Annotated in this window: 27 protein-coding genes, 1 tRNA gene and 1 pseudogene; 14 read left to right on the forward strand and 15 right to left on the reverse strand. The window is 68.3% G+C overall.

Annotated features, from left to right (window positions below; translation table 11 throughout):
- Positions 1-307 precede the first annotated feature (307 nt).
- On the forward strand, positions 308-718 hold the full coding sequence (locus ACP696_RS13220) for a TIGR01244 family sulfur transferase (RefSeq protein WP_426043882.1): 411 nt from the start codon (positions 308-310) through the stop codon (positions 716-718).
- Positions 719-720: 2 nt separating this feature from the next.
- Here ACP696_RS13220 and ACP696_RS13225 read toward each other — a convergent pair whose 3' ends face one another.
- Positions 721-873 (reverse strand): hypothetical protein, encoded by a 153-nt coding sequence (locus ACP696_RS13225; RefSeq protein ID WP_426013707.1) that lies wholly within the window; start codon positions 871-873, stop codon positions 721-723.
- A gap of 70 nt (positions 874-943) precedes the next feature.
- On the opposite strand from ACP696_RS13225, the gene ACP696_RS13230 reads away from it, so the two are divergent.
- Positions 944-1,837: an MBL fold metallo-hydrolase gene (locus tag ACP696_RS13230; RefSeq protein ID WP_426043883.1), complete on the forward strand. Its 894-nt coding sequence runs from the start codon at positions 944-946 to the stop codon at positions 1,835-1,837.
- Between the two features lie 10 nt (positions 1,838-1,847).
- Here ACP696_RS13230 and ACP696_RS13235 read toward each other — a convergent pair whose 3' ends face one another.
- Complete coding sequence (locus tag ACP696_RS13235) at positions 1,848-4,862, reverse strand: long-chain-fatty-acid--CoA ligase (protein WP_426043884.1); 3,015 nt, start codon at positions 4,860-4,862, stop codon at positions 1,848-1,850.
- A 205-nt stretch (positions 4,863-5,067) separates the two neighbouring features.
- On the opposite strand from ACP696_RS13235, the gene ACP696_RS13240 reads away from it, so the two are divergent.
- Entirely contained in the window at positions 5,068-6,834 is a 1,767-nt protein-coding gene (locus ACP696_RS13240) for a response regulator (protein WP_426043885.1), read from the forward strand.
- Between the two features lies 1 nt (position 6,835).
- Here the strand turns inward: ACP696_RS13240 and ACP696_RS13245 are convergent, their stop codons facing one another.
- Positions 6,836-8,335, reverse strand: a complete 1,500-nt coding sequence (locus ACP696_RS13245) for an AAA family ATPase (RefSeq protein WP_426043886.1) — start codon at positions 8,333-8,335, stop codon at positions 6,836-6,838.
- 138 nt (positions 8,336-8,473) lie between these two features.
- Between ACP696_RS13245 and ACP696_RS13250 the strand changes: the two genes are divergently transcribed.
- Positions 8,474-9,127, forward strand: a complete 654-nt coding sequence (locus ACP696_RS13250) for a TetR/AcrR family transcriptional regulator (RefSeq protein ID WP_426043887.1) — start codon at positions 8,474-8,476, stop codon at positions 9,125-9,127.
- Here the strand turns inward: ACP696_RS13250 and pdxH are convergent.
- Positions 9,079-9,744 (reverse strand): pyridoxamine 5'-phosphate oxidase, encoded by a 666-nt coding sequence (pdxH, locus tag ACP696_RS13255; protein ID WP_426043888.1) that lies wholly within the window; start codon positions 9,742-9,744, stop codon positions 9,079-9,081. The two genes, ACP696_RS13250 and pdxH, sit on opposite strands and share 49 nt — an antisense overlap.
- A 116-nt stretch (positions 9,745-9,860) precedes the next feature.
- Here pdxH and ACP696_RS13260 point away from each other — a divergent pair, with 116 nt between their 5' ends.
- Together ACP696_RS13260 and ACP696_RS13265 are read left to right on the forward strand one after the other, a co-directional pair.
- The gene (locus ACP696_RS13260; protein WP_426043889.1) at positions 9,861-10,202 is read left to right on the forward strand and encodes a hypothetical protein; all 342 of its coding nucleotides are present in this window, start codon (positions 9,861-9,863) and stop codon (positions 10,200-10,202) included.
- A gap of 56 nt (positions 10,203-10,258) precedes the next feature.
- Positions 10,259-10,960 carry a DnaJ C-terminal domain-containing protein gene (locus ACP696_RS13265; RefSeq protein WP_426043890.1) on the forward strand — a complete coding sequence of 234 codons (702 nt, stop codon included), beginning with the start codon at positions 10,259-10,261 and terminating at the stop codon, positions 10,958-10,960.
- A gap of 20 nt (positions 10,961-10,980) precedes the next feature.
- On the opposite strand, the gene ACP696_RS13270 is transcribed toward ACP696_RS13265, so the two are convergent.
- Positions 10,981-11,145 carry a hypothetical protein gene (locus tag ACP696_RS13270; protein WP_426013725.1) on the reverse strand — a complete coding sequence of 55 codons (165 nt, stop codon included), beginning with the start codon at positions 11,143-11,145 and terminating at the stop codon, positions 10,981-10,983.
- A 105-nt stretch (positions 11,146-11,250) separates the two neighbouring features.
- Positions 11,251-13,197, reverse strand: coding sequence for a sialate O-acetylesterase (locus tag ACP696_RS13275; RefSeq protein WP_426043891.1), 1,947 nt, complete (start codon positions 13,195-13,197; stop codon positions 11,251-11,253).
- 128 nt (positions 13,198-13,325) lie between these two features.
- Here ACP696_RS13275 and ACP696_RS13280 point away from each other — a divergent pair, with 128 nt between their 5' ends.
- Positions 13,326-13,901, forward strand: coding sequence for a transposase (locus ACP696_RS13280; RefSeq protein WP_426043892.1), 576 nt, complete (start codon positions 13,326-13,328; stop codon positions 13,899-13,901).
- A gap of 33 nt (positions 13,902-13,934) precedes the next feature.
- Here ACP696_RS13280 and ACP696_RS13285 read toward each other — a convergent pair whose 3' ends face one another.
- From ACP696_RS13285 to ACP696_RS13295, 3 genes are read right to left on the reverse strand one after another with little or no spacing between them, the layout of a single operon-like run.
- Complete coding sequence (locus tag ACP696_RS13285; RefSeq protein ID WP_426029721.1) at positions 13,935-14,858, reverse strand: hypothetical protein; 924 nt, start codon at positions 14,856-14,858, stop codon at positions 13,935-13,937.
- Positions 14,855-15,772 carry a diacylglycerol/lipid kinase family protein gene (locus ACP696_RS13290; protein ID WP_426029720.1) on the reverse strand — a complete coding sequence of 306 codons (918 nt, stop codon included), beginning with the start codon at positions 15,770-15,772 and terminating at the stop codon, positions 14,855-14,857. Before ACP696_RS13290 ends, ACP696_RS13285 begins: the two co-directional genes overlap by 4 nt.
- Entirely contained in the window at positions 15,772-16,830 is a 1,059-nt protein-coding gene (locus ACP696_RS13295; RefSeq protein WP_426043895.1) for a CDP-alcohol phosphatidyltransferase family protein, read from the reverse strand. The genes ACP696_RS13290 and ACP696_RS13295 overlap by 1 nt, the downstream gene beginning before the upstream one ends.
- Before the next feature lie 158 nt (positions 16,831-16,988).
- Between ACP696_RS13295 and ACP696_RS13300 the strand changes: the two genes are divergently transcribed.
- A complete protein-coding gene (locus ACP696_RS13300; protein ID WP_426043896.1) occupies positions 16,989-17,906 on the forward strand; it encodes a metallophosphoesterase family protein in 918 nt (305 codons plus the stop codon).
- Positions 17,907-17,913: 7 nt separating this feature from the next.
- On the opposite strand, the gene ACP696_RS13305 is transcribed toward ACP696_RS13300, so the two are convergent.
- The gene (locus ACP696_RS13305) at positions 17,914-18,084 is read right to left on the reverse strand and encodes a hypothetical protein (protein ID WP_426013734.1); all 171 of its coding nucleotides are present in this window, start codon (positions 18,082-18,084) and stop codon (positions 17,914-17,916) included.
- A gap of 83 nt (positions 18,085-18,167) precedes the next feature.
- On the opposite strand from ACP696_RS13305, the gene ACP696_RS13310 reads away from it, so the two are divergent.
- The 5 genes from ACP696_RS13310 to ACP696_RS13330 are packed head-to-tail and all read left to right on the forward strand — an operon-like array spanning position 18,168 to position 22,823.
- On the forward strand, positions 18,168-18,605 hold the full coding sequence (locus ACP696_RS13310) for an HIT family protein (RefSeq protein ID WP_426043893.1): 438 nt from the start codon (positions 18,168-18,170) through the stop codon (positions 18,603-18,605).
- A 20-nt stretch (positions 18,606-18,625) separates the two neighbouring features.
- Complete coding sequence (locus ACP696_RS13315) at positions 18,626-19,843, forward strand: LptF/LptG family permease (RefSeq protein WP_426013807.1); 1,218 nt, start codon at positions 18,626-18,628, stop codon at positions 19,841-19,843.
- Positions 19,840-20,904 (forward strand): LptF/LptG family permease, encoded by a 1,065-nt coding sequence (locus ACP696_RS13320; RefSeq protein WP_426013738.1) that lies wholly within the window; start codon positions 19,840-19,842, stop codon positions 20,902-20,904. Before ACP696_RS13315 ends, ACP696_RS13320 begins: the two co-directional genes overlap by 4 nt.
- The gene (locus tag ACP696_RS13325) at positions 20,905-22,056 is read left to right on the forward strand and encodes a dATP pyrophosphohydrolase (protein ID WP_426013740.1); all 1,152 of its coding nucleotides are present in this window, start codon (positions 20,905-20,907) and stop codon (positions 22,054-22,056) included. It begins immediately after the preceding gene.
- 5 nt (positions 22,057-22,061) lie between these two features.
- A complete protein-coding gene (locus tag ACP696_RS13330) occupies positions 22,062-22,823 on the forward strand; it encodes a nucleotidyltransferase family protein (protein WP_426013809.1) in 762 nt (253 codons plus the stop codon).
- Between the two features lie 83 nt (positions 22,824-22,906).
- Here the strand turns inward: ACP696_RS13330 and ACP696_RS13335 are convergent, their stop codons facing one another.
- The 5 genes and pseudogenes from ACP696_RS13335 to ACP696_RS13355 all read right to left on the reverse strand — a co-directional run bounded on the left by ACP696_RS13335 (position 22,907) and on the right by ACP696_RS13355 (position 25,150).
- The gene (locus ACP696_RS13335) at positions 22,907-23,371 is read right to left on the reverse strand and encodes a response regulator (RefSeq protein WP_426013810.1); all 465 of its coding nucleotides are present in this window, start codon (positions 23,369-23,371) and stop codon (positions 22,907-22,909) included.
- Positions 23,351-23,485: pseudogene (locus tag ACP696_RS13340) on the reverse strand (ATP-binding protein); the annotation flags it as partial. The gene ACP696_RS13335 and the pseudogene ACP696_RS13340, both read right to left, overlap by 21 nt.
- Positions 23,486-23,547: 62 nt before the next feature.
- Complete coding sequence (locus tag ACP696_RS13345; RefSeq protein ID WP_426013741.1) at positions 23,548-23,748, reverse strand: hypothetical protein; 201 nt, start codon at positions 23,746-23,748, stop codon at positions 23,548-23,550.
- Positions 23,749-24,074: 326 nt separating this feature from the next.
- Positions 24,075-24,824 carry a sugar phosphate nucleotidyltransferase gene (locus ACP696_RS13350; RefSeq protein WP_426013742.1) on the reverse strand — a complete coding sequence of 250 codons (750 nt, stop codon included), beginning with the start codon at positions 24,822-24,824 and terminating at the stop codon, positions 24,075-24,077.
- Positions 24,825-25,075: 251 nt separating this feature from the next.
- Positions 25,076-25,150, reverse strand: a tRNA-Gly gene (locus tag ACP696_RS13355).
- A 154-nt stretch (positions 25,151-25,304) separates the two neighbouring features.
- Between ACP696_RS13355 and ACP696_RS13360 the strand changes: the two genes are divergently transcribed.
- Positions 25,305-25,919 (forward strand): HD domain-containing protein, encoded by a 615-nt coding sequence (locus tag ACP696_RS13360; RefSeq protein WP_426013744.1) that lies wholly within the window; start codon positions 25,305-25,307, stop codon positions 25,917-25,919.
- The last annotated feature ends 144 nt before the right edge of the window (positions 25,920-26,063 follow it).

The following is a 26,063-nucleotide window of genomic DNA, read 5'->3' on the forward strand; positions in this document are numbered from 1 at the left end:
ACCCCCCATAGACCCTTGGTTGGACAGGCAAATTCGACCCACACGCCGTCGCGCGAACCTCCGCCGCGAGGTCGAGCGTTCAATCGGGTAAAACACCCCGCGATTGATTGACTTTCGCAAAAGTCATCCGGCATTCATTGGTAACGTTAGTTTATAATTGTCGTATGTCAGTGTGAATCAGAATTTTTTCTCGCAGATCGTCTAAAGTTCGGACAGGTTTTGCCGCCAACGGTCGTTGCGCAGGGGCCCGCGAGCCGGGATGATGCGCCCTTCAAAGACGCCTCGGCGCAGTTGCAAAGTGACACCTATGACCAGCTTTCGACGCGTAACCGACTCGCTTTCGGTCAGCCCGCAGATCGGCCTGGAGGATTTGAGCCGCGTGGCGGACGAGGGATTCGTTCTGGTGATCAATAATCGGCCCGACGGCGAGGAGCCGGACCAGCCGTCCAGCGCCGAAGTCGAGGCGGCCGCCCAGGCCGTTGGCTTGGCCTATGTCCACATTCCCGTGCACGGCGGACCCACGCCGGACCAGGTCGAGGCGGTGCGGCGGGCGGTGGCCTCGGTCGAGGGGCGGGTGCTGGCCTTCTGCCGCTCGGGCACGCGCTCGATCATCACCTGGTCGATCGGCCAGGCCACATCCGGCGCTGCGGATCGCGACGTGCTGGTGCGGCAAGGCGCTGAAGCCGGGTACGACCTGTCGGGCGTGCTCGGCCGCTAGGCTCAGTTGTTGTGGGTCAGGGCCACCCGGGCGGCCATCGCCGAAGGCTCGGGTTCGCAACTGGCCAGCACGAACTGGGCCGTGATGAGACACAGGATGGCGAAGGCCGCGCGCTGGAGCCGTTTTGAGACAAAAATCGCTGTGTCGGCGGCCATGATCCGTGCTCCGTTTGGTTTACGTCTCGTTAATCGCAAGACCGGCGCCGTGACAGGCCCAGAGGTGCAGATGATCCCCTTCGTTCGCGAGATCGAGTTCGAATACGGCCGCTGCGACCAGGTTTCGCCGCTGATTCGGCGGGTGATCGCCGACAATCCGGGGCCGTTCACCTATACCGGCACGGGCACCTATATCGTCGGGCGCGGGACCGTGGCGGTGATCGATCCCGGGCCAGACCAGGACGGGCATTTGCAGGCTCTGCTGGCGGCGCTTGATGGCGAGATCGTCAGCCACATCCTGGTCACCCACCATCACAGCGACCACTCTCCCCTCGCCCGCCCGCTGGCCAAGGTCACCGGTGCGACCATCCACGGCCGCCGCGCCCCTCACCTGGCCGAGGTCTCGCCGGACGTGATGGTCGAGGCTGGCGACGACGAGGGCTTCCGGCCCGATATCGAAATCGCCGACGGCGCCGTGTTGGAAGGCCCGGGCTGGACGCTGCGGGCCGTGACCACCCCGGGTCACACCTCCAACCACGTCTGTTTTGCCCTGGCGGAGGAGAACGCTCTGTTCAGCGGCGACCACGTGATGGGCTGGTCGACCACGGTAATCACCCCGCCCGACGGCGACATGGGCGACTATTTCGCCAGCCTGGAGAAGGTGAAGGCGATGGGGTTCGACACTCTGTGGCCGACCCACGGCTCACCGGTTCGCGAGGTCGAGCCCTTCATCCGGGCCTATGCCGACCATCGGCGCGCGCGCGAGGCCCAGGTGCTGGCGGCCCTGTCGCAGGGGCCGACCACGATCAAGGCCATGGTCCCCACTCTCTACGCCGCCGTAGATCCGCGCCTGCACGCGGCAGCGGCCATGTCGGTGCTGGCCCACATGCTGCTGCTGGTGAAGCAGGGGCGCGTGGCCTGCGCGGGCGTGGCGGGGCTGGACAGCGTGTATCGGCTGGCCTGAGGCCTTTCCCCTACCCCTTCACCGCCGCCAGCAACCCGCCCAGCCGGCGGCAGTTGCGGCCCATGTCGCCGCCGGCCGTGCGGCCGATCGAGCGCATGTCCACGCGGGCGCCGGCCGCGTCGGGGCGCACGCGCACCACCAGGTCGTCCTTCAGCCCGTACCAGAAGCTCTGGCCCGTGGCCTCCAGTCGGCCGTCCATCGGATCGTCAGTGACGATGGACAGGCCGGCGGACTGCACGGCGGCCTTGGCCGCCTCGTAGGCGTCGGCGGGCGAGCGTTCCAGGATCAAGGGCTTGGCCGCGGCGCAGGTCTCGGCGTTGACGTCGGCCACGCGGCGGCCAGCGAAGGCCAGCGAACCGACCGGCAGGCTGGGGTCCGCCTCAATCGTCTGGGCGTCGCCGCCTCGCGCTGCCAAGCCGGCGTCGGACGGCATCAACGGGGTCTTCCAGTCGGTGGAGACGTCGTGGACGGGAGGGGCGCGGCCGCCGATGGCGTTGGCGGCGACCATCACGCCCAGGGTGGCGATGGTGATCGCCAGGGCCAGCAGCGCCTTCTTCCACAGCTTCGAGAAGCCGCCGAACAGGGCCACGATCAGACCCAGGACGCCGGTGGCGACGCCCAGCATCGCGACCTTCGACGCCCAGTCGCGGGTCATCAGGTCGTAGCCGATCGCCTGGTCGAACAGGCCAAGCTTCACACCCACCGCGCCAGCGGCGACCAGCAGGGCCGGCGCCAGGGCGACCAGCACCGCCAGGTCGAGCAGCACGCCGCCTCCGCCGCCGCCGGATTTGGCCTTGGCATTGACCTTGGCCGCCGCCTTCTTGCGCGCCTTCTTGGTCGGCGGGATCAGCGGCATGGCGAGAGGCGGCTCATCGGTCACGAAGGTCGGCTCGGCGTGGAACGCCGCCTCGGGCACCATGGCCAACACGGGCTCCGCGACCGGCGGCAAGGGGCCGACCGGGAAGGGCTCGGTCTCGCCCCGGGCCTCGAAGGCCGGCGCCACCACAGGGTCGACCACCATCGGCGCGACAGCGGCCTCAGCGACCTGGGTCGGCGCGATGGTCTCGGGTTCGACGACGACTTCCGCGACGGGGGATTCGACCGTCTCGGGCGTGTCGAGCACGGCTGGCTGGACCTCGGCGAGGTGGACGGCGACGAAGATGGGTTCGGGCGGCGCCACCGATTCGGCCGGCGCTTGAGCTAGCGCCTCGGTGACCAGGGGCTCAAGCAGGGGCGGCGGTTCCGAGATCGGATCTTCGGCTTCAGGGGCGTAGATCCGCGCAGCCAGGGCGCCGTCGGCGGCGGCCAGGGTGGGCCCGCCGGCCGGCGGGCCGGCCTGCGGCCCAGGCGCGACCTCCGCCACGGTCTCGGCGACCAGGCTCGGCAGGACATAGTCCTTCATCCGCTGGCGGATCAGCTTCTTGTCGATCTTGCCCGTCGCGCCCAGCGGGATGTCATCGACGAAGACCACGTCGTCGGGCGTCCACCACTTGGCGATCTTGCCCTGCAGGAAGTCGAGGAACTCCTGCTTGGTGGCGGTCTCGCCCTCCTTCAGCTTGACCAGCAGGATCGGCCGCTCGTCCCACTTGGGATGGGCCACGCCGATCACCGCCGTCATCGCCGCCTTGGGATGGCCCAAGGCGATGTTCTCGATGTCGATGGTGCTGATCCACTCGCCGCCCGACTTGACCACGTCCTTGGCCCGGTCGGTGATCTGCATAAAGCCGTGGTCATCGATGGTGGCCACGTCGCCGGTGTCGAAGAAGCCTTCCTCGTCGAGGATCTTGCCGCCGGCGCCCCGGAAATATTCGGCGGCGATGATCGGGCCGCGGATCTTGAGATTGCCGAAGCTCTTGCCGTCGTGCGGCAGGCGGTTCCCCGCGTCGTCCGTCAGCTTCAGCTCGACGCCCAGCGGCGGCCGGCCCTGCTTCAGGCGGTAGGGCATCTGCTGGTCGTAGGGCAGCTTTTCCAGGTCCTCGGTCATCACCGACAGGGTGCCGAGCGGCGAGGTCTCGGTCATGCCCCAGGCATGGACCACCTCGACGTCGTAGTCCTCGTGGAAAGCGCGGATGATGTGCTCGGGACAGGCCGCCCCGCCGACGACCACCTTCTTTAGAACCGGCAGCTTCAGCCCGGTCTCGCGCAGGTGCTGCAGCAGCATCTGCCAGACGGTGGGCACGGCGGCCGAGAAGGTGACGCCCTCGCTGTCGAGCAGTTCGTAGATCGAGGCCCCGTCCATCTTGGCGCCGGGCATGACCATCTTGGCCCCAGTCCCGGGCGCCGAGAAGGCCACGCCCCAGGCGTTGGCGTGGAACATCGGCACCACCGGCAGGATCACGTCCTTCTGCGACAGGCCCATCACGTCCGGTTGAAGGGTGATCAGGGTGTGCAGGACGTTGGAGCGGTGCGAATACATCACCCCCTTGGGGTCGCCCGTCGTGCCGGAAGTGTAGCAAAGACCAGCAGCCGTGCCCTCGTCGAAGCCGCCCCAGGCGCAGTCGGCATGGTGCTCGGCGACCAAGTCTTCGAAGCAAAGAAGGCCCTTGAAGTGTGGGGCGTCGCCGGCGACCTGGAAGTTGGCCGGCATGTGCCCGCGATCGGTGAACACCACCACATGCTCGACACTGGGCAGGTGCTGGACGATGCCGGCGATGATCGGCAGGAAGGTCAGGTCGGTGAAGATCACCCTGTCGCCGCCGTGATTGGCGATCCACGCGATCTGCTCGGGAAACAGGCGCGGGTTCAGCGTGTGGCACACAGCCCCGATGCCCATGATGCCGTACCAGGCCTCCATATGGCGGGCGGTGTTCCAGGCCAGGGTGCCGACCCGATCGCCTGGCTTGATCCCCATGCCGAGCAGAGCGTTGGAGACGCGCTTGGCGCGGTTGTGAATGGCCGCGTAGGTCGTGCGGACGATGGGACCTTCGACGGAGCGGGTGACGACCTCGCGCGCGCCGTGCCACTGGGCGGCGTGGTCGATGATCTTGTCGACCGTCAAGGCCCCGTGTTGCATCAAGCCTTGCATCGGCCCCGCACTCCCGCTTCGTTAACGTTGTTCAGCCAAGGCTAGCGGCCTCGCGACGCCCACGCAACGCGGCGCGCGCTTTGAGCGAACCTTAAGTCTAAAAGCCAACCGCGCTGATCCGTCGCAGATTGCGTTCAGCCGCTGGTAGTCGCGATCCGCTAGGTTTGTCCGCACAGACGCTGATCGACGGGCAAGGCGAATTTACGTGCGATGGTTCCAAGCGCCATGGGCCGATAACCGGCTGGACGAGGTAGCGCTGGACACCCACCGCCTGCTGCCCTCTCGCCTGATCCCGGCCATCGCGGCGACGGCGATCACGTCAATGGTGCTGGGCGCCATGACGGCCTTGACCTGGCTGGCGGGCTTCATCCTGAGCGAGGGCTTGGCGCGACTGGCGACCCGTCGGTTCAAGTTGGGCGTCGACGCCTCTCCGGCCGAGCGCGCGGCCTTCGTGCTGATGACGCTGCCAATCAACCTGACCTGGGCCTGGCTAGCGGCGATGATTTGGCTATCGCCAATCCCGGAACTCAAGCTGGCGGCCGTTTCCATCTGGGTCGGGCAGATCGTCTACACCCAGAACTTCCGCCATCAACCGGCCGCCCTGCTGATCGTCAGCGCCTTCGCGCCGATGCTCAGCCTCGTGGTCTTTCCCCTGTTCTTCTTCCAGGCCCACGGCGTCGGCCCCAATATCGCCCGCTGGGGCCTGTTGATGGTCGTGCTGACCACGGTCAACGTCATGCGCGGCAACCGCGCCGCCGCCCGACGCATGGACGACCTGACCCGCAGCCTGCGCGAGGAACGCGAGCGGGCCCTGGAGGCCAACCGCGCCAAGTCCACCTTCGTGGCCGTCACCAGCCATGAGCTGCGCACCCCAATGAACGGCCTGCTGGGCATGGCCTACGCCCTGGACCGCAGCAACCTCAACGAAAGTCAGCGCCGTCACGTGCGCTTGATGATCAAGTCGGGCGACAGCCTGATGCAGGTGCTAAACGACGTGCTCGATCTATCGAAGATCGAAGCTGGCAAGGTCGACCTCGACCACACCGCCACCAACCTGCACGAACTGGTGTTGGCGGCGGGCGACGCTTGGCGCGACGCCGCCACCGAAAAGGGTCTGTGGCTCAAGACCGAGATCGATCCGTCCGCGCCGGTCTGGGTCCTGGCCGACCCCCAGCGCATTCGCCAGGTGGTGATGAACCTGATTTCCAACGGGCTGAAGTTCACCCAGCAAGGCGGCGTCACCCTCCAGCTCGCCGCCGCTACACCCCGCCCCGACAGCGCGCTGCTGGTGCGGATACGCGTGATCGACAGCGGCATCGGCGTGGCCAAGCATTTCCAAGAACGCATCTTCGACAGCTTCACCCAGGCCGACGACGCCGTCTCCCGAAGCCACGGCGGCACGGGCCTGGGCCTGACGATCGCGCGCGCCCTGGCGCGCCAGATGGACGGCGACCTGGCGCTGGAAAGCGGCCTGGACGGCGCGACCTTCGCCTTCACCCTGGTGGCCACGCCGATCGCGTCGCCCTCTTCGCCGTGCGAGACCGAGCGCGACGACGACATGCCGAACCTGGACTCGTTGCGGATACTGATGGCCGAGGACAACGCGATCAACCAGGTGGTGGTGCGCACGATGCTTGAGGCGACCGGCGTGGCCCTGACCATCGTCGAGGATGGCCAGGCGGCGCTGGCCGCGCTGCGGGTCGGGACCTTCGACGCCGTGCTGATGGACATCAACATGCCGGTCATGGACGGCATCACCGCCCTGGCCGCCATCCGGGCCGGCGCGACCGGCGACCCGGCCATCCCGGTCATCGCCCTTACCGCCTCGGCGATGTCAGGCGATCGCGAGCGCTTCCTGGCGATGGGCTTCGACGATCATCTGGGCAAGCCCGTCCGCCCGATTCAACTGCTGACGGCGATCCTCGCGGCGGTGCGCCCCAGGGCCAGACCGGCCGAAGCGGCGCGTTCCTGACTCACCCCATCGTCTCCGCCAGGGCGCGGGCCTCATCCTCGAAGGCGCTGACCGTATCGACCCGGCGCCATCTGATTTCTCCTGTGTCGCGGGCCAGTTGGCTCTCCAGCACGGCGACGTCGGCGTCCGAGGCGTCGTTGACGCGGGCGGCGACGCGACCGCGCAGCACCTCGGGCGGGGCATCGAGCCACACACCCTGGAAGGCGACGTCGGCTGACTTGGCCAAGGCCTCGGCGCGCGCGCGCTGCTCGGGCTTGAGGAACACCGCATCGACCACCACCGAGCGGCCGGCCGCCAGGGTCAGGCCCGCGTCACGGAACAGCTCGTCATAGACCCGCTCGCTCATCTGCGGCGTGTAGGCCTCCTTGGGCAGGCGCTGCAGAGACGGCACGCCCAGCAGGCGCTTGCGGATCTCGTCGGTGCGCAGCACCACCGCGCCGGGCGCGCTGCCCAGGCCAGGCGCGCAGACCCGCGCGAAGGTCGACTTGCCCGAGCCCGATAGCCCGCCCGTCGCCACCAGGCTGACAGGCCGCGGGGCCAGGTGCTCCAGCGCCGTGGCCAGATAGGCCCGCGCGGCCTCGTCGTCATTGCTGTAGGCCCAGACGTGGGTGCGAACGGCGGCGCGGACGCTGAGCATTAGCGGCAAGGCGGCCAGCCCGGTCCACAGGCCGGTGTCGAAGGTGCGAGCGGCCTCGTCCAGATAGGCGTTCAGCACTCGGCCGGCCGCGTCGCGGCGACGGCGGAAATCCAGGTCCATCAGCAGGAAGGCCAAGTCGTACTGGATATCGATGTCCGACAGGGCGTCGTTGAACTCGATGCAGTCGAACAGGATCGGCTTGCTGTCCTCGATCAGGATGTTGCCGAGATGCAGGTCGCCGTGACAGTGGCGCGCGAAGCCTTGCCCCGCCCGACCGTTGAGCAACGGACCCAGCCTTTCCAGCGCCTGGTCGGTCTCGGCGATCAAGCGCTCGACGGCCAGCGAGCCAAGGCGCGGGGCCAGCCCGCGCAGCAGCTTGGCGTTGGACGCGATGGTGTAACCCAGGGCCCCCACCCCGCCGCCTTGCGGACGCAGCGGCGCCACGGCGTGGAACTGGGCGATGGTCCGGCCCAGGGCCTCTTCAAGCGCGTCGTCGATCGCCCAGGGCTGCGAAGCCAGCACGCCCTCCTCGTCGAAGCGGCGCATCTCCAGCGCATACTCGATCGTCTCGCCCGCGCCGTCGATCTCGACCCCGCCGGCTTCGGTGCGGGTCAGGCGACGCACGGCCCGGTAGATGTCCGGCGCGGCCGAACGGTTGAAGCTGAGCTCGCGCTCCAGCGACCAGCGGCGCAGTTCCAGCGTCGAATAATCCAGAAAGCCGAAATTGACCGGCCGCTTGACCTTGAAGGCCGCTTCGCCGACCAGGAAGACCCGGGCGCAGGAGGTCTCGATCACCCGATCGGCCCGCTCGCCCATCCAGGCGGCCACTTCCTGCTCGCGAACCGTTTCCGCGTCCTTGATCACGCCGTACCCCGTCTCTCGCGCCACGACGCCGGCGCCGGCGTCCCATAGCGGAAACTTCCGCCGACGTCGCCGCCCGACGCTTGCTTGCGCGTGAGTTGAGCGTCTAAGGTGAAGTTAACCCTGGATCGAGCGCAACGCATGCTGATGGGCGCTGGACTAAATAGGCCGGAACGCCGGAAAACGGAAATCCTGGCGGCGGCGCGTGGCGTCTTCCTGCGCCAGGGTTATCCTGACACCGGCATGGAGGTCGTCGCGCGGATGGCGGGCGTCTCGACCGCCACGCTCTATACCTACTTCCCCAGCAAGGCGAAGCTGTTCGAGGTCGTGATCCACGAGACCGTGCGGGACATGGCTGGCCCCGTCAGGGCGAGCACGCGGGTCAAGGGCGACGCCCGCGCGCGGCTCATGGCCCTGACCTGCGCCTATGCCACCTTCTTTTCTCGCCCCATGACCCGGGCGACGTTCCGCTTGATCACGTCGGAGCGGCGGCGCTTCCAGGTCCTGGCCGACTTCTTCCTCCGGAACGCCCGCGAGGAACTGGGCCGCGCCGCGATCCGCGTCATCGACGATCTTGTCGAAACAGGCGAGCTCAAGGTCGAAAAGCCCTCCTGGGCCGCCGGCCAACTTCTGGGCATGATCGACCACCCGACCCTGTTGCTTGGCCTGTCGGCCGGCGACAACGTTCAACCGAACAGGCCGCTCGAGGAGCTGTCACGCGACGCGGTCGAGACGTTCCTGGCGCGCTACGGAAACAACCGCGTGGTGCCCCAGCCTTCGCCCGCCCGCTCGTAGACCAGCCGCTCGTGCAGGCGGAACGGTCGGTCGCGCCAGAACTCGATGACCTGCGGCACGACGCGGTAGCCTGACCAGTACGGGGGGCGCGCCACCTTGCCGAGGCCAAATTTCAGGGCCATCTCGGCCACCCGGCGTTCCAGGGCCAGGCGGTCGGGCAGCGGCCGCGACTGGTCGCTGGCCCAGGCGCCCAGCTGACTGTGCCGGGCCCGGCTGGCGAAATAGGCGTCGGCCTCGGCCTCGCTCACGGGCTCGGCAACGCCGCGCACCCGCACCTGGCGGCGCAACGACTTCCAATGAAACAGCAGCGCCGCCTTGGGCTGGGCGTCCAGCTCCACGCCCTTGGCGCTCTGGGTGTTGGTGTAGAAGACAAAGCCCCGCGCATCGACGCTCTTGAGCAGCACCATGCGCGAGTCCGGTAGGCCGTCGGCGTCGACCGTCGACACCGCCACGGCGTTGGGATCGTTCGGCTCGCCCTTCCCGGCCTCGGCCAGCCATTCCTCGAACAGCCGGATGGGATCGCCTTCCGGCAGCAGCGGGGGAGGCGTAGCGTCGGTCACCTGGCGGACATAGTCGTCCTCGGAGGGCGAGGCGGGGATCAGGGGCGCGTTGGTCATGGTAGTCCTATAGGACAGGCGGCGGCGGCGGGCCACGCTTGACGTGCACGACCCGTCGCGCGCATCTGCCGCCAAACCGCGCGCGGACGGCGCCGCGACCTAGGACACGACACCTCATGAAGCTCGGCACGCGCGCGCGACTAGCCTGGATCCCGCTGGCGCTCTGGAGCGCGGCCGCGCTGTGGATCGGCACGATCGAGGCGGTGAAGTGGAAGGGCGACGACGTTCAGGACTGGATCGTGCTGGCCTTGGGCGGGGTCTTCCTGTTCGCGGCGGGGGCCTGGAACCTGGTGAAGGTGCGCAATCGCGCCGCCGATCGGGCCCGGGTCGAGGGTCCCGATGTCGATGAGCCCGTGACCTGGTATCGCAAGAGCGGCTCGTGGGCGGTGATCCTCTTCGCCGCGGGGGTGTTTGGCACCTTCGGCCTGGTCTGGCTGATCAGCGGCCAGATCCGCTAGCGCTCGAAAGTCTTAACTTAACCCGCCGTTGACCAAGTGGCGGCAGGGTCGGCGGCATGACCGCCCGCGCCTCCACAGTCCCCAGTCTCCAGGCCGCGCGCGCCATCCTCGGCGTCGCCGCGAGGGCCGACGAGCGCGAGCTGCGCGCCGCCTATCGCGAGGCCGCCAAGCGCGCCCACCCCGATCGCCCCGGCGGCGACGCGGCCCTGTTCCGCGACGTGCTGGCCGCCTACCGCCTGCTGCAGGACAACCCGGTCCAGCCGATCCATTTCCCGCCCGCCGTCACCGAGCCCGCGCGTGTCGAGCAGGCGACCCTGACCCTCGAAACGGCCATGGCCTTCGCCGGCGGCGCGCTCGACCTGATGGTCGACGCTCGCAAGCTGCGCCTGACCCTGCCCGCCGGCCTGCGCGACGGCGACAAGGTGCGGGTCGAGGACGTGGTCTTCCGCGTCGCTCTGAAGCCTGATCCCGAGGCCTTGGTGCGCGGCGACGACCTGTGGCTGACCGCGCGGCTGGACTCCCGGGTGCTGGCCGAGGGCGGCCGCCTTGAGGTGGCCACCGCTATCGGTCCGCGCCTGGTGTGGATCTCGACCAAGGCCGCCGCCCGCGGCTTGGTTCGCCTGCCCGGCCAGGGCCTGCCAGCTCGTGGGCCGCATCGCCAAGGCGATCTCTTCCTGCGGCTCGAAGCCGTCAACGGCGGAGCCGAAAGCGCCGCGCGATCGCAACTGAAGCGTTTCGCGGCGGCGTGGGCGGCCTAAGGCCAAGGGCGCCCCGAGCCTTAGTCGTCCTCGTCTGGATCCGCGCCGAAGCTGTGCGGTTCGGTCGGCGGCAGGCAGGTCACCAGGATGCGGGCCATCAACTCGGAATCAGCGACGACGGACGGTTGTTCGCCAAACACCGCCTCCCAGAGGCTCGCCAGTTCCTGATAGGCCAAATCGGTCACGTAACGCTCTCTCGAACCACACACTCGGGAAAGACAATGCCGTTCGACACCAAGGGGTTGCTGATTAACAACGCGCGCCGCGAGACGCGCGCCCGAGTCCCTTGACTAACGCGCTGCGATCGCCAGTTCGAACGGCGTGGCCGGCAGGCCGGTCAGGCCGTAGAGATTGACGATCGGGCTGTCGGCCCAGCCGTAGCGAGCCTTCACGGGCGCGAGGCCTGCGGGGATCGGCAGGCTGACCTGGTCGCCGCTCAAGGTCGCGTCGACGAACCGGCAGGCGCTAGCATCGCACAATTCAAAGCCGTTGGGATGCGCGCCGGCCTGGACCACCGCGCGCTGGTCCAGCCGCACCGTCACCGCGCCGCCCTGGATCAACACCGACAGCGGGGCCGGGCCGGCGGCGACCAAGCTCGTGTCCCCATAGGCTAGCCTGCGGGCTTGGAGCGCCAATCGACGGCCGACCTCCTGCTTATTAGCCGGATGGATGTCGTGGATGTCGCCGATATCGACGGCCGAGGCGAGGCCGACCTGGGGATCGGCGGCGGCCACCCGGCGCTGTACGTCCCGCACCCCAGCCCAGCCAGACTCGCGCGGCTGGGCGTAGCGCGGGCCGAAATCGGCCAGTTGAACGATCAGGAACGGAAGGTCCGGTCCGCCGAACGCTCGGCGCCAGTCGGCGATCAGGGCCGGCAGGGTGCGGGCATATTCGGCCGGTTCGGAGACATTGGCCTCGCCTTGATACCAGACGAAGCCCTTCAGGCCATACGGCGCCAGCGGCGCGATCATGCCGTTGCGCAGGGTGGACAGGCCGCTGGCCCCCAACCAGGGCGCGTGCGGCGGCGGGCCGCTTTGGGCCATGGAGGTCGAGATCTTGTAGCGCCAGGTCCCGCCGAGCGGCGCGAACGACCCGTCGTCGAACTTCAGACCCTTCTGCGCCGCCGGGCCCCAGGCCCCGCCGCCGCCGCTGGTGTCGATGGCCCGCACCGCGATCAGGTTGGCGCCCGCCTTCAGCATGCCCGGCGCGATGTGATACTCGCGCGGGGCGTTCCAGCCTTCCTGAGAGCCGATTTGGCGGCCATTGATGAAGGTGGTGTCGATGTCATCGACCGGGCCGAGCGCCAAGGTCGCGCCCCCCTTGGCGGCTTGGGCCGCCTGCTTGGCCGTCAGGGTGAGGGTGGCGCGCAGCCAGATCGTGCCGTCGAAGGTTTCCAGGCCAGGATTGACCTCCCAGAAGTTCTCGGCCGGCATCGTGGCCCAGGCGCTGTCGTCGAGGTTCGGGCTGGCCCAACCCGCCGCCTGCGGCTCGACCTTGGCGGCCCAGCGATCCAGCATCGCGCCCCAACGGGCCATGCCGGCCTCCTTGGATCGCGCGTAGTCAGCCAACACGGCCAGGCCCTCGTCATAGTTGCCCAGGGCGTGGAGGCCCTCGCCGCTGATCCAGTCCTGGATGATCGACCCGCCCCAACTGGCGTCGATCAGGCCGATCGGCGCATGGGTCGTCTTCCTCAACTCGCGGCCCATGAAGAAACACGCCGCGCTGAAGTTCGCGGCGGCTTCAGGGCTGGCCACGCGCCACACCGCTTCCTTGGGCAGGGTCGTGGTCGGAGCCGGCAGGCTGGTGCGGCCGGTTTGGAGCAGGCGGATGTCGGGATCGGTTGCGTGCGACAGCTCGGTGTCGCTGTCGAGCGACCGGCGCAGTGGATATTCCATGTTCGACTGGCCCGAGCACAGCCAGACATCGCCGACCAGCAGGTCGGAGATCGTCTGGCTGTCGCCAACGGTTTTGGCGGTCAGGGACAGGGCGGCGCCCGGCTGGCGGGCCGGGAAGGTCGCTGACCAGCGGCCTTGGGCGTCGGTGGTGGCCGTGGTTTCGGCCTCGCCCAGCATGACAGACACCGACGCCCCGGGCATGGCGCCGCCCCAGACCCGGATCGGCTGGCCGCGCTGGAGGACCGCGTGATCGGTGAAGACCGGGGCGAGGATGGGCGCGGCCGAAGCAAGGCTTGGCAAGAACAACGCGGAGGCTAACAGGCAAAGGACTTTCGAACGCATCGGCATACCCCAAAACCCGCTCATCCCGGCGAATGCCGGACCCAGATTCACCCAGAGCCTCAGCGGGATTCACCTGGGTCCCCTGAGTTCACAAACGAAGTGCAACACTCTCTGACCGAGGTGTTGCGATGGGACAAGCCTATGATCACCTCACGCTTGAGGCGCGGTGTGAGCTTGCCCGCTGTCGTGAAGCGGGTGAGACGATCCGACAAATCGCTGCGGCTCTGGGTCGCTCGCCATCGAGCATCTGCCGTGAGCTGAAGCGTAATGGCGCGCCCAAGGCCGCCTACAAGCCCGTGCTGGCCGGCGATCTCAGCAAGGCCCGGCGCTGGCGAGGCAGCCGCCTGGAACGCGACGAGGTCCTCCAGGGCCAGGTGCTCGAGCACCTGGCCCTGGGCTGGTCGCCCGAGCAGGTGGCCGGACGGCTGAAGCGCGAGCGCGGCCAGGCGGTGATCAGCCACGAGAGCATCTACCGGTTCATCTACGCCCAGATGCGCCGGACCAACGATGGAAGCTGGCGCAAGTATCTGCCGCGCAAGACCAACCTCGACACCCTCGACCTGGACGACATTCTTTGGCTCAACAGGCTCCACAACCACAGGCCTCGAAAGTGCCTGGTCTTCCAGACACCCGCCGAGGTCTACGCCCCGTTGCATTTCAAGTGTGAATCCACATCCCGACTTTCGTCGGGGAGACGGTGTTGAGGGCGTGCCACACGAGCTGCTGACCGCGCCCGACTAAGCCTTCTGCTCCAGCCGCGCCCGCCACAGCCGCCAAAGCACGCCCGGCGCGGCCAGCACCGGGTGTCGCTCGCGCCAGGGCGTCAGCGGCACCGACAGGCCCGTATGGCGCTCGATCTTCCAGACCGCATAGCGCGCCGCGCCCTCGAACGTGAAGGCGGCCTTGATCAGCCGCGCCAGGTTCAACGGCTTGCCCAGGCTGCGCCGCACCCGCCAGGCAGCGTTGAGCCGCTTGTGATCCTCCGCCGACAGATTGGGCTGCACCGCGCCGCGCGAGACGATGTCGAGCATCCCCTCCTCTCGCCAACAGGCAATCAACAGGCAATCGTAGCGCTCGGGCTCGAAGGCCAGGATCGAGCGCTCGCGCCCACCCTTCTCGACCCGGAATTCGGCGGCGTAGGTCTGCTGGAACAGGGCCGACCAATAGGCGTCCGGCGGGCCCTCGTGCGGTCCAAGCGCGGCGGCGAAGCGGGTGGCGGTTCGGGCGGCCTCCGCGACGGCCTCGATCACGGCGTCGCCGATCGCCGGATCGACCGTCCAGACCAAGGCCGAGGGCTGGACGAAGCGCGTCCAGATCGTGGTGTCGATCCCCTGCCCCAGCACGGCGTTCTGGAACTGGGCCAAGGTCATGGCGGCGACCTTGGCGCGCAGGGTCCGGCCTTGGTGCTCGACCTCGTGATAGCTGACGTCCGGCCACAGCACCCGCCCGGCCAGACCGCGCCAGCCGCTCCGGGGGCCGGCGGTGAGGACGTAGAAGTCCATCACCCCCTCCAGGTCGCCCGTTCGCAGGATCGAGCCGTAGAACAGCACCGCCACCGGAGCCTCGAAGGCCTCCACCAGGCGTTGGGCGAACATCACGGCGTGGGGCGGGGCCGGGGCGCGGAGCTCCTCGCTGACCAGGCTGACCACCGAAGCGGTCATGCCGCCAGGAACCGCAGCGCCGGCGCCAGGACCACGGTCACGCCGCCGGCCCCGTCATAGACCTCGCCGTCCACCACCAGCGGCTGGTCGGTGGTGATCCGGATGGTCTGGGCGTCGCCGCGCCGATAGCCCAGACCGGGCAGCCAGGCGGCGTCGCGGCCGCTCAGCAGGGCAGGCAAGGCGCCGGGCAGGTGCTTGGGCGGGGCGTCGACGTCGAGGAACTTCAGCCCCTCGCGCGGCGGTCCGAACGGCTTGAGACCCAGGGGCAGGCGCTTGAGGGTGGTGGCCATGACCACGAAACGGTCGGCGGTGCGGGTTTCCTCGCCGTCGATGGCCATGCACAGCGGCACGCCGGCCCGCCAGCGGTCGCGCGCGCCGCCCATCAGGGTGCCAATCACGCCGCCGGCCAGGGTCAGGGCTACCGACAGGCTGTGGAAGGCGCCCAGGGCGTTGACCTTCTTGGACATGCTGGTCACCCGCACGAAGGCGCCCAGGCCGAACACGAAGCCATGCAACGACGGCCGACCGTCGTCCCAACGCACCACCAGGGGCGCGCGGGTCTTGATCACCGGGTGGCCAGAGCGGGCGGCGGCGATGGCCTGGTCCAGGGTCCACCCGTGCGGCACGCCCAGGTCGATGGCCAGGACGTTGGTCTTCCCGGACGGCAGCAGGGCCAACAGTGGCGGCGTGTCGCCGAAGGTGTCGGGCAGCAGGCTGATGACGTCGCGGATGGTGCCGTCGCCGCCGTCTATGACCAGCAGTTCGACCCCGCACTGGGCGAAGGCCTTCAGGTCCTGCACCAGGGCCTCGCGGGTGGCGGGCTCGACCAGCAGCACCGCGTCGGGCGTCGAGGCGCTCTCGGTCCGCCCGATATTGGCGTGGCTGCGCGGATTGCGGATGACCCCGATGCGCATCAGCACGACAGCCAGGAGACGACGCCGCCCTTGGGCGTCGCCAGGCCCTGCAAGATCTGGACGGCGTGGACCAAGAGGCAGATCGCGGTCCACACCGCCACGGCCATGAATCCGATGTCAGGCCGGCCGGCGAGCCAGGCCAGAGTCAGCATGATGAGGTTGGGGTTGCGACGCGCGGTGATCAGCCGAAAGAAGCTGTCGAACGGTCGCCAGGCGTGCATCTCGACCTTGAACAGGGCCAGGAAGATGCCCTCCTCCACCCGCTGCAGCACATAGCCCGCGACGATCACCGCCAGGGCCAGGACGCCGTACGGCGTGGCGAAGGCCATTGCGCCCAGACCCACATACCAAGCCCACCACCAGAACGGCGGGTGCACCAGGTCAATGCCGTGGTCAAAGACATTGCCCCACTTCGATGAGGTCAGGGTCACGCGGGCCAGCTTGCCGTCGACGGTGTCGAGGAAGGTCATGATCCAGGCGCAGACCAGGCCCCAGCCGAACTGGCCCGTCCAGAACAGCCAGAAGGCCGCCAGGGTCAGGATGAAACCGATCAGGGTCACCTGGTTGGGCGTCATCTTGGCCAGGGCGCACCAGCGGGTGACGACCCGGGCCGGCGTGGGCCAGACATATTTCGTCACCAGGTCGGTGACGCCCTTGTAGGAGCCCTGGAACAATCGCTTCTCGACCGCGACGCGGGTCTCCGGCGTCAGGCGCTCCAGCACCGGCGGCTCGCGCTTGCGCAGGGCGCTGTTATAGGCCGAGCCAAGCTCCAGGGCGGTCAGGCGGGTGTCGGCCAAGGCGGTGACGTCCTCGCCAGTGTCGAGGCGGGCTATGGAGTCACGCGCGCGCAGGGCCGAGACGTTGACGGCGACCACGCGACCGGCCTCGTCCACCAGGGCCACGCCTGGACGCTCGGCCAGAGCCTTGATCAGCGACTCGTCGAACACCCAGCCGGCATCCACCACGATGACGTTCCCGCTGACGAAGACGGTCTCCGGCGTCGCCTCGACCAGGCCAAGGCGGCGGTAGATTCGCGACAGCCGTTCAGACGACGTCATCCCCCAGAGGCGCGTTTTCGTCAGGCCCACCGTGACGGCGGACAGACCACCGGCCTCTTTCGGATCAATTTCGACCTTCACGTTACGACAGCCCCTTGAAACTCGCGGCGATTGATAAGCAGCTTCGACCCCTTCCGCCAGAAAGCGTGACCGAAGTCTTGTCGATATTCCGCCTCGCCCACCTGTCCGACCCCCACCTGCCGCCGCCCAAGGGCGCGTTAGGCTGGCGCGACCTGCTGTCCAAGCGGCTGCTGAGCCGCATCGCCTGGCGCCGCAAGCGCGACGAGCATCGCCCGGAGATTCTGGCGACGCTGGTCGCCGATCTCAAGGCCTACGCCCCCGATCATGTGGCGATCACCGGTGACCTGACCAACTTCGCCTCGCCCGTCGAGCTGGAGGCCGCCCGGCTCTGGTTGGAAGCCCTGGGCCCAGCCCGCGACATCACTGTCAGCCCCGGCAACCACGACGCCTTGGTCGATGCCGGCGGCCCGCCGTTCGTCCCATGGACGCCGTGGCTCGGGGATCACGGCGAGGCCAGCTTCCCCCAGGTCCGGATCCGCGACGGCGTAGCGATCTTCAATCTTTGCTCAGCCACCCCCACCGCCCTGCATCTGGCCACCGGCCGCCTGGGCGCCGACCAGCTGTCGCGGCTGGACGCCCGGCTGGCCGATCCGGCTTGGTGCGACCTTTTCCGCGTCGTGCTGATCCATCATCCGCCGGTCGCCGGCGCGGTGTCGGCGCGCAAGGCCCTGGAGGACCAGGACGACCTGCGGGCGGTGCTCGCCCGGCGCGGCGCCGATCTGGTGCTGCACGGCCATGCGCATGAGGCGCTGGTGGCCACCGCGCCCGGACCCGACGGCCGGATGATCCCGGTGCTGGGCGTGCCTTCGGCCTCGGCCCAGGGCCATGGCCGCCACCCCGCCGCGCGCTGGCATGGCATCGAGATCGATCGCCGGGCGGATGGCGAGATCGTGGTCAAGGTGGTGGCGCGAGGCCTGGACCCGACGAGCGGCCAGGCGATGGAGCTGGGCCGCTACGTCCTGTCCCAGGCGGGCCGACCGGCTCAGCGCCCGTAGCGCATCTTCAGCGCAGTGTGGTGTCGCCCGGCCCGGCCTGGAAAGTCAGCCGGGTGGCGGGCTGACGGCCCTCGCAGTCGCCAGCATCGCGCGTGGCGCCCTCGCCCGGCGCCGCGCCAGACTCGCCCGCCAGCGACGGACCGGCCAGCAGCGCAAATCCGGCGATGAGCCCAACCAAGAATGCGGATCGGACTTCCATCAAAAAGGCCGCATCCCTATTGTAGGATGGACGGCGGCTAGCGCCCCGAGGCGAGGCCGAGCATGACCAATCCCACCGCTATCAGCTTTGGCTTTCCGCGCACGCGGGTGGCCGAGACCGCCAGCTGGCTGGTTCTCGTCCGTCCCAAGCAGCCGACATTTGGGTCCCTGCTCCTGATATGCAAGGAAGACGCCCAGGCTTTCTCGCAAGTGAGTCCCGCCGCCTTCGCGGATCTCAAGACGGCCACGGACGGTATCGAGCGAATGTTGGCCAAGGTCGTGGCGTACGAGAAGATCAATTACCTGATGCTGATGATGGTCGACAAGGACGTGCATTTCCACGTGATCCCGCGCTACGCCGGCACGCGTGAGCACGAGGGTCAGGTCTTCGCCGACGCCGGCTGGCCGGCCGTTCCGGCCCTCGGCGATGCGGTCGATATGGGCCTGGACCGAGCCGAACGCCTGGCCAGGACCCTGGCCCAGGCCTGGTCGGCCGCGTGACCCGCTCCCGCCGCATCCGCATTCCGGTTCCCCAGGGCACGGCGCGCTTTCGCCTGATCGACGGTTATCTGTTGCGCCTGCTGCTGTGGCCGATCATCGGCTGCCTGGGCGTCACGGTGATCGCCCTGCTGCTGGAGCGCGTGCTGCGGCTGCTGGACGTGCTGTCTCAGAGCAGCGCCCGGTTCGGCTATGTCACCTCGCTGGCCGCCAACCTGGTGCCGCACTATCTGGGCTTGGCCCTGCCCGTGGCCTTCTTCGTGGCGCTGTTCATCGTCATCACCAAGCTGTCCGACGGCTCGGAGATCGACGCCCTGTTGGCCAGCGGCCAGTCCCTGACCCGTATCGCCGCGCCCTTCGTCTTCGTCGGCCTGTTCCTGGCGGTCTTCAGCCTGGGGGTGTTCGGCTACATGCAGCCCTACAGCCGCTACGCCTATCGCGCCGTGATGCACGAGGCGGTCAATGCCGGCTGGAATGGCAAGCTGGATGGCGGAGCGTTCATCGACGAGCCCAAGCTGCTGATGACCGCAGACGACGCCGACGCGGCCGGCCATCGCCTTACACGAGTTTTCATCCGCCGCCTCGACGCCAACGGCCGGGAGGAGGTCATCACCGCCGCCACCGCCGACCTGCGCGCCGACGAGGCCGCCAAGACCGTCACCATGCTGTTGCGGAGGGGCCAGCGGGTGGGCGTCGACGCTCAGGGCCAGTACCGGACCCTGGTGTTTGACCAGTTCACCACCAACATCCCCTTGGCCGGCGCGGCCGCCCTGCTGCGAACCCGCGGCGGCGACGAGCGCGAGCTGACCCTGGGCGAGCTCGACCGCCAGTCGAAGCTGCCCAACCCGATCGTGCCCAAGCGCACCCTGTTGGCCGAGCTGTACGGCCGGCTGGCCCGCGCCGCCTTCCTGCCGTTCCTGCCGCTGCTGGCCTTCCCGCTGGGCCTGGCCGCCAAGCGCGGCAACCGCACGCCTGGCCTGATCATCGCCGGCGTGCTGCTGCTGGCGTTCCAGCATAGCCTGCAGCTGGGGCAGGGCCTGGCGGAGTCCGGCAAGGCCATGCCCCTGGCGGCGATCGGCATGCCATTCGCGATCTTCACCGGCCTGAGCCTCTGGCTGTTCATCGGCAGCCGCAAGCGTCCGGGCCAAACCCCGGTCACCGAGATGATCCGGCGGATGGGCGTCGGCATCGCCCGTTTCCGCCGGATGGTCCAGTCCAAGACCGACCGGGCCACCGCATGAAGATCCAGCTCTATATCTTGCGAATGGTCGGCACGCGCGTGCTCGGTGCGGCTCTGATCCTGTTCTCGATCCTGCAGATCCTCGACTTGCTGGAAGTCACCACCGACATCCTCGGCCGGGGCCTGGGTACGGCCGGGGTGCTGTATTACGCCGCCCTGCGCTCGCCGCGCCTGATCGAGCAAGTGGCGCCGATCGCCACCCTGGCCGGCGGACTTTTCGCCTTCTCGCAGTTGGCCCGCGAGAGCGCGATCATCGCCATGCGCGCCACCGGCATCTCGGCCTATCGCATCGTCGCCATGGCGGCGCCGATCGCCTTTCTCGTCATGGCGCTGGATTTCAGCTGCGCCCAAGTCATCGCCCCGCGCACCGATCCGGTGCTGGCCGCCTGGTGGCAGGCCACGACCCCCGTCGCCGATCGCAAGGTCGCCGGCCCGCGCAGCTTCCGCTCCAGCGACGACCTGGTGATCGCCGCCGGGGCGTCGGCCGACGGCCGTCAGTTGAACGCGGTGAAGGTCTATCGCCGCGACACTTCCGGCCGCTTGATCGAGCGCGTCGAGGCGCCGACCGCCACCTATGTCCATGGCGGCGGCTGGACCCTCAACAGGCCGGTCATCGCCCGCTTCAGCGGCGAGCGCGTCGATGTCGTGCCCGCCGGCAAGCTGGCCTGGCCCTCGCCCCTGCACCCCCAGGACATCCAGGCCCTGTTCGCTGACAGCCCCGTGCCGACCGCCGCCACGGCCCGCCGGGCCCTTTTGAGCGGTGGCGGCGACCGGCCCGCCAGCTACTACGAGACCCGCCTGCTGGCCGCCTTCGCCGGTCCGTTCGCGGCCCTGGTCATGCTGCTGATCAGCGCGCCCGTCGCCCTGGCCAATTTCCGCAGCGGACAAGGGGCTATGCTGCTGACCGGCGGCCTGGCTGCGGGCCTGCTGTTCCTGGTCATCAACGGCCTGCTCTCGGCCCTTGGCGAAGGCGGGTCGCTGTCGCCCCTCCTGGCCGTCTGGGGCGGTCCGGTAATCTTCGCCTCCCTCGCGCTTTACGCGCTCGTTGCTCTGGAGGGCTGAATGCCGTTCGACACCGCCCCGTCCGACCTGACGATCGTTCCGGTCTCCACCAAGGCCGAGCTGAAGCGCTTCATCAACCTGGCCAACCGCCTGAACGCCAGGGACCGAAGTTGGGTGGTCCCCTTGATGTACGAGCGGATGGCGGCCCTGACGCCGAAGACCAATCCGTTCTTCGAGCATGCCGAGGTCCAGATGTGGCTGATGCTGCGCGGCGGCCGCGACGTCGGCCGGATCAGCGCCCAGATCGACGCCCTGGCGGTCCAGGAAGCCGGCCAGAAGACCGGCAATTTCGGGATGATCGCCGCCGAGGACGACCCCGCTATCTTCGAGCTGCTGTTTCGCACGGCCGAGGACTGGCTGCGCGAACGCGGCTGCACCAACGCCCTGGGCCCGTTCAACCTGTCGATCAACGAAGAGGTCGGCCTGCTGGTCGACGGCTTCGACACCAAGCCGATGGTGATGATGGGCCACGATCCGGCCTATACGGCCCGGCGAGTCGAGGCCCAGGGCTACGCCAAGGCCAAGGACGTCTATGCCTATGTCTGCGACCCCACCGCCGCCCTGCCGGCCGCGGTGGTGCGCAGGGTCAAGCGCGGCCTGCCGCAGGGCGTGACCCTGCGCGAACTGGACATGAGCCGCTATGACGAGGAGGTGCGGTCGCTGACCAGCATCCTCAACGACGCCTGGGCCGGCAATTGGGGCTTCGTGCCGACCACCGAGGCCGAGACCGCCCAACTGGGCAAGGCCCTGAAGGACGTCATTGACAAGCGCCTGACCCTGTTCGCCGAGATCGACGGCGAGCCGGCCGGCTTCATCGTGCTGCTGCCCAATGTCAACGAGGCCATCGAGGGCCTGAACGGCAAGCTGCTGCCGTTCGGCTGGGCCAAGCTGCTGTGGCGGCTGAAGGTCAAGCGGGTGAAATCGATCCGCATTCCGCTGATGGGCCTGAAGCGAAAGTTCGCCGACACCCTGCGCGGCCAGGTCGTGCCCTTCCACCTGATGAACGCCGGGCGCGATGCGGGCCTGGCCCTGGGCTACGACAAGTTCGAGTTCTCGTGGGTGCTGGAGACCAATGCGCCGATGCGACGGATCTCCGAGGCCATGGGCGCCACGATCTACAAGACCTATCGGATCTACGAGAAGGCGCTTTGACCACCATGGGCTTCCAGGCCCTGGTTCTGGCCGGCTCGCGCGGCGGGGTCGATCCGGTGGCCGACTATGCCGGCGTCAGCCAGAAGGGCCTGATCGTCCTAGGCGGTCAGACCCTGCTGACCCGAGTGCTCGGCGCGCTTGACGCGGCGGGCGCCACGCGGATCGCGGTCTCGACCAACGACAAGGCGCTGGAAGCGGCCCTGGCGACGCAGGCGATTCGGGCGACGCTCACCGCCCTGCCCTCCGCCGCCGGACCCAGCCAGAGCGTCCACCAGGCCGCCGAGGTCCTGGGCACGCCGCTGCTGGTCACCACGGTCGATCACGCCCTGCTGCGGCCCGAATGGGTGACCGATTTCATGGCCGACACGCCCGAAAACGCCGACATCGCCATCCTGCTGGGTGAGGAAGCCCTGGTCTTGGCCGCCGCCCCAACCACCAAGCGCACCTATCTGGCGTTTCGCGACGGGCGCTATTCGGGCTGCAACCTGTTCTACCTGAAGACCCCCGCGTCGCTGCGGGCGATCGACCTGTGGCGCAAGGTCGAGCAGCACCGCAAGCAGCCCTGGAAGATCGCCGCCATGCTCGGCCCGATGATTCTGGTGCGCTACCTGCTGGGCCTGATGACCTTGGACGAGACCGTCGGCCGCATCGGCGCCTTGGCCGGTGTCAAGGCGGTGGCGGTGCGGGCGCGGGACGGCTTGGCGGCGGTGGATGTCGACAAGCCGGGGGATCTGGACCTGGTACGGGGGATCGTGGAGGGCGCCTGAAACACCGCCCACCCCGACGAGAACGCCAAATTTCCTTCTTCCTCAAGGGGGAGAAGGTGGCCGGTGGCGCGGACATGACACCCCTACCGCGCCTCCAGCACCAGCCGCAACTTCGCCGCCAGCGCCTCCAGCGTGAACGGCTTGCCAATCAGCTCGACGCCCGGATCCAGCACGCCGTCATGGAACACGGCGTTTCGCGTGTAGCCCGTCGTGAATAGAATTTTGATGTCCGGACGCCGGCGGCGGACCTCCTCGGCCAGCTTGGCGCCGTTGACGTCGGGCATGACCACATCGGTGAACAGCAACACGATCTCGGGATGGGCGTCGATCAAGCGCAGGGCCGCAGCCGCGCCGTCGGCTTCCAGCACCAGATAGCCCAGCTCGCCCAGCGCATCGACGCTGAACTGGCGGACGGACGGCTCGTTCTCGGCGACCAGAACCACTTCGCGGCTGTCACCCACAGCCAACGGCGCGGGCGCCGTTTCGGCCTCGCTCGCGGCCAAGGCGCCGATCAGGCGCGGCAGATAGATCTTGATGGTCGTGCCCACCGACGGCTCGGAATAGATCTTCACATGGCCGCCCGACTGCTTGACGAAGCCATAGACCTGGCTGAGCCCCAGGCCCGTGCCCTTGCCCTTGCCCACTTCCTTGGTTGTGAAGAACGGATCGAAGGCCTTTTAGATGACCTCGGGGGGCATTCCGCCTCCGGTATCGGTCACCGCGATCAGCACATATTGGCCTGGCGTGAGGCCCAGTTGGGGGGCAGCGTAGCGCTCGTCCAGATGAGCGTTCTGGCCCAGTTGTTGGGGTTGCGGGCGGCGGTGGTGAGGAAACAAGCCCGCTGGAAGAAGTCGGTAGTGTCGCGCGAGTCGAAGTACATGCCGCTGACGTGCCACTTCAGGCGGTCGTCGCCATTGCTGGCCAAGTGGATTTCCTGGGTCAGCTGATCCAGATCGCGGATTTGCCCCTGGAATTGGCCAAAGCCGCTTAATAAGAGCCCGCTTACTTGCGTGCGAGCCTGCGGCCTTTAGGCAAATTGCATGACGGCCCCGTGGCAGGCGGGTTGGCCGCGGGTGGTCAGATTGTCGACAGCCGGCGCCCGTCCTTCTCCCCTCGCGAAGGCAGGCGATCCGCACGACCCGCCGCACAGATAGCCTTGTCGTCCCGGATCTTCGCGCTTCGCGCTCGTCCGGGATGACAACCGTTTTTGACGACCTGAAAGAGTGCCCTCCCAAAAAGGGAGAAGGCAAACTACTCCCCCGCCGCCACCCAGGCCGCCGCCAGGGCCCGGTTGCCGGGCAGGTCTTCGGGGAAGTCCATCTCGGCCCACCGCAGGCCCTCGATCGACTGGGTGGCGACCACGTCGTGGTCCTGGGCGATCTGATTGATGACGCTGAGATACCAGCGCTTGAGGCCCTCGGGCGTGCGCAGGGCCTGCTCGACGATACGGGTGAACAGCGCTGCGCCCTCGGGGTCGAAGCGCAGGAAGCCGATCGACTCGGCGTCGTATTGCTCGATGGTCTTGCCGATGGCCCGCAACTTCAGGCCCTCGGTCAGCACCTTCATGTCGTCGGCGTCATAGCCGGGCTTGCGGTCGATGGTGACGGTGATCGGGGCCGGCGGAGCGGCGATCAGCCGGCGGCCGATGTCGGTCGCGAACAGGGTGTCGCCGTTCAGCAGCAGGAAGTCGCCCCGCATCTCCCCGCGCGCCAGCCAGCAGGTGGCCAGATTGTCGGTCAGGGCATAGAACGGGTTGAACAGGGTGCGGACCGTCAGGCCCGGAAGGTCCAGGCCGGCGACCTCCTGCTCGACCGTATCGGCCGCGAATCCGGTGACCACCACCGCCTCGGCGACGCCGGCTTCCGCCAGGTGCTTGAGCTGCCAGTGCAGCACGGTGCGGCCCGACAGTTCGACCATGCATTTGGGACGCGTGTCGGTCAGGGGCGACAGGCGTTTGCCCTGGCCGGCGCTGAGGATGATCGCTTTGGCCGGTGTCGCCACAGGGTGGTCTCGTCTGTCAGAAAATGGAGGTCGCCAGATAGCGACGATGGGCGCGCCGAACAAGCCGCTCGTCGTGGAGCGCGAGGTAACAAGCGGCGGGGTCCCTAGGCAAGCCATAGCGACGCCCGGGGGCCATTCCGCCACCACGCGGGCCGCGCCTGGCGCGCGTTTCCGACATTGCAGAACGGGCTTTCTAACCTAGCCGAGGAAGCTGTGGGTACGGCTTCCGGCGCTTTCGTTGATTTCTGAATTGGAGCGGGCGATGGGAATCGAACCCACGACATTCTGCTTGGGAAGCAGACGCTCTACCTCTGAGCTACGCCCGCACTGGACGGAATGAACATGCGCCGTCCGAGCGCTGCGGCTCGTCTAGCGGGTCTCGTCCCCCGACTCAAGACAGGCCGCATCCAAGGCATCCGTTGACGGCGTGCAACGCGCGGCGCACGATCGGTCAAACAGATGTTCGGGAGGAGGACGCCCATGGCCGATGGTCATCAACACCCAGAGGAGCATGAGCGAGCCCAGTTCCACGCCATGACCGGCGGCACGCCTCAGGACTGGGCGATCATCGCCAACGCCTCGACGGAATTTGGCCGCGAGCTCCCGACCCGGCTGGTCTCGCACCTGAAGCTGCTGCAGGGCGATTGCGGGGGCTTCGCGATCGACCGGCTGGACCACAGCCTGCAGACCGCCACCCGGGCCTTCCAGGACGGCCGCGATGAGGAATATGTGGTCTGCGCCCTGCTGCACGACATCGGCGACATCCTGGGCCCGCGCAATCACGCCGACATCGCCGCGGCGATCATTCAGCCCTTCGTGTCGGAGGCAAACCACTGGATGGTGGCCCACCACGCGATCTTCCAAGGCTATTATTTCTTCCAGCACCTGGGCCTGGATCGCGACATGCGCGACCAGTTTCGCGGCCATCCCAGCTTCGAACACACCGCCCAGTTCTGCCACATCTACGACCAGGAGGCCTTCGACCCGGCCTATAGCTCGATGCCGCTCGAGGCGTTCGAGCCGATGCTGCACCGGGTGATGTCGACGCCGAAGCGGTCGATCTACCTGCGGGCGAAGGACGAGGCGGCGGCTTGATTTAAGTCTTCCCCCTGTGGGGGAGGCGATAGCGCAGCGATCGGTGGGGGGGAGTTTTAGGGACTTCGATCTTGGGTCACGCCGCCGGCCGATCACTCCCCCCACCGTCGGCTTCGCCGACACCTCCCCCACAGGGGGAGGACT

This window comes from Caulobacter sp. DWR3-1-2 (assembly GCF_049896225.1).
Lineage (GTDB): Bacteria > Pseudomonadota > Alphaproteobacteria > Caulobacterales > Caulobacteraceae > Caulobacter.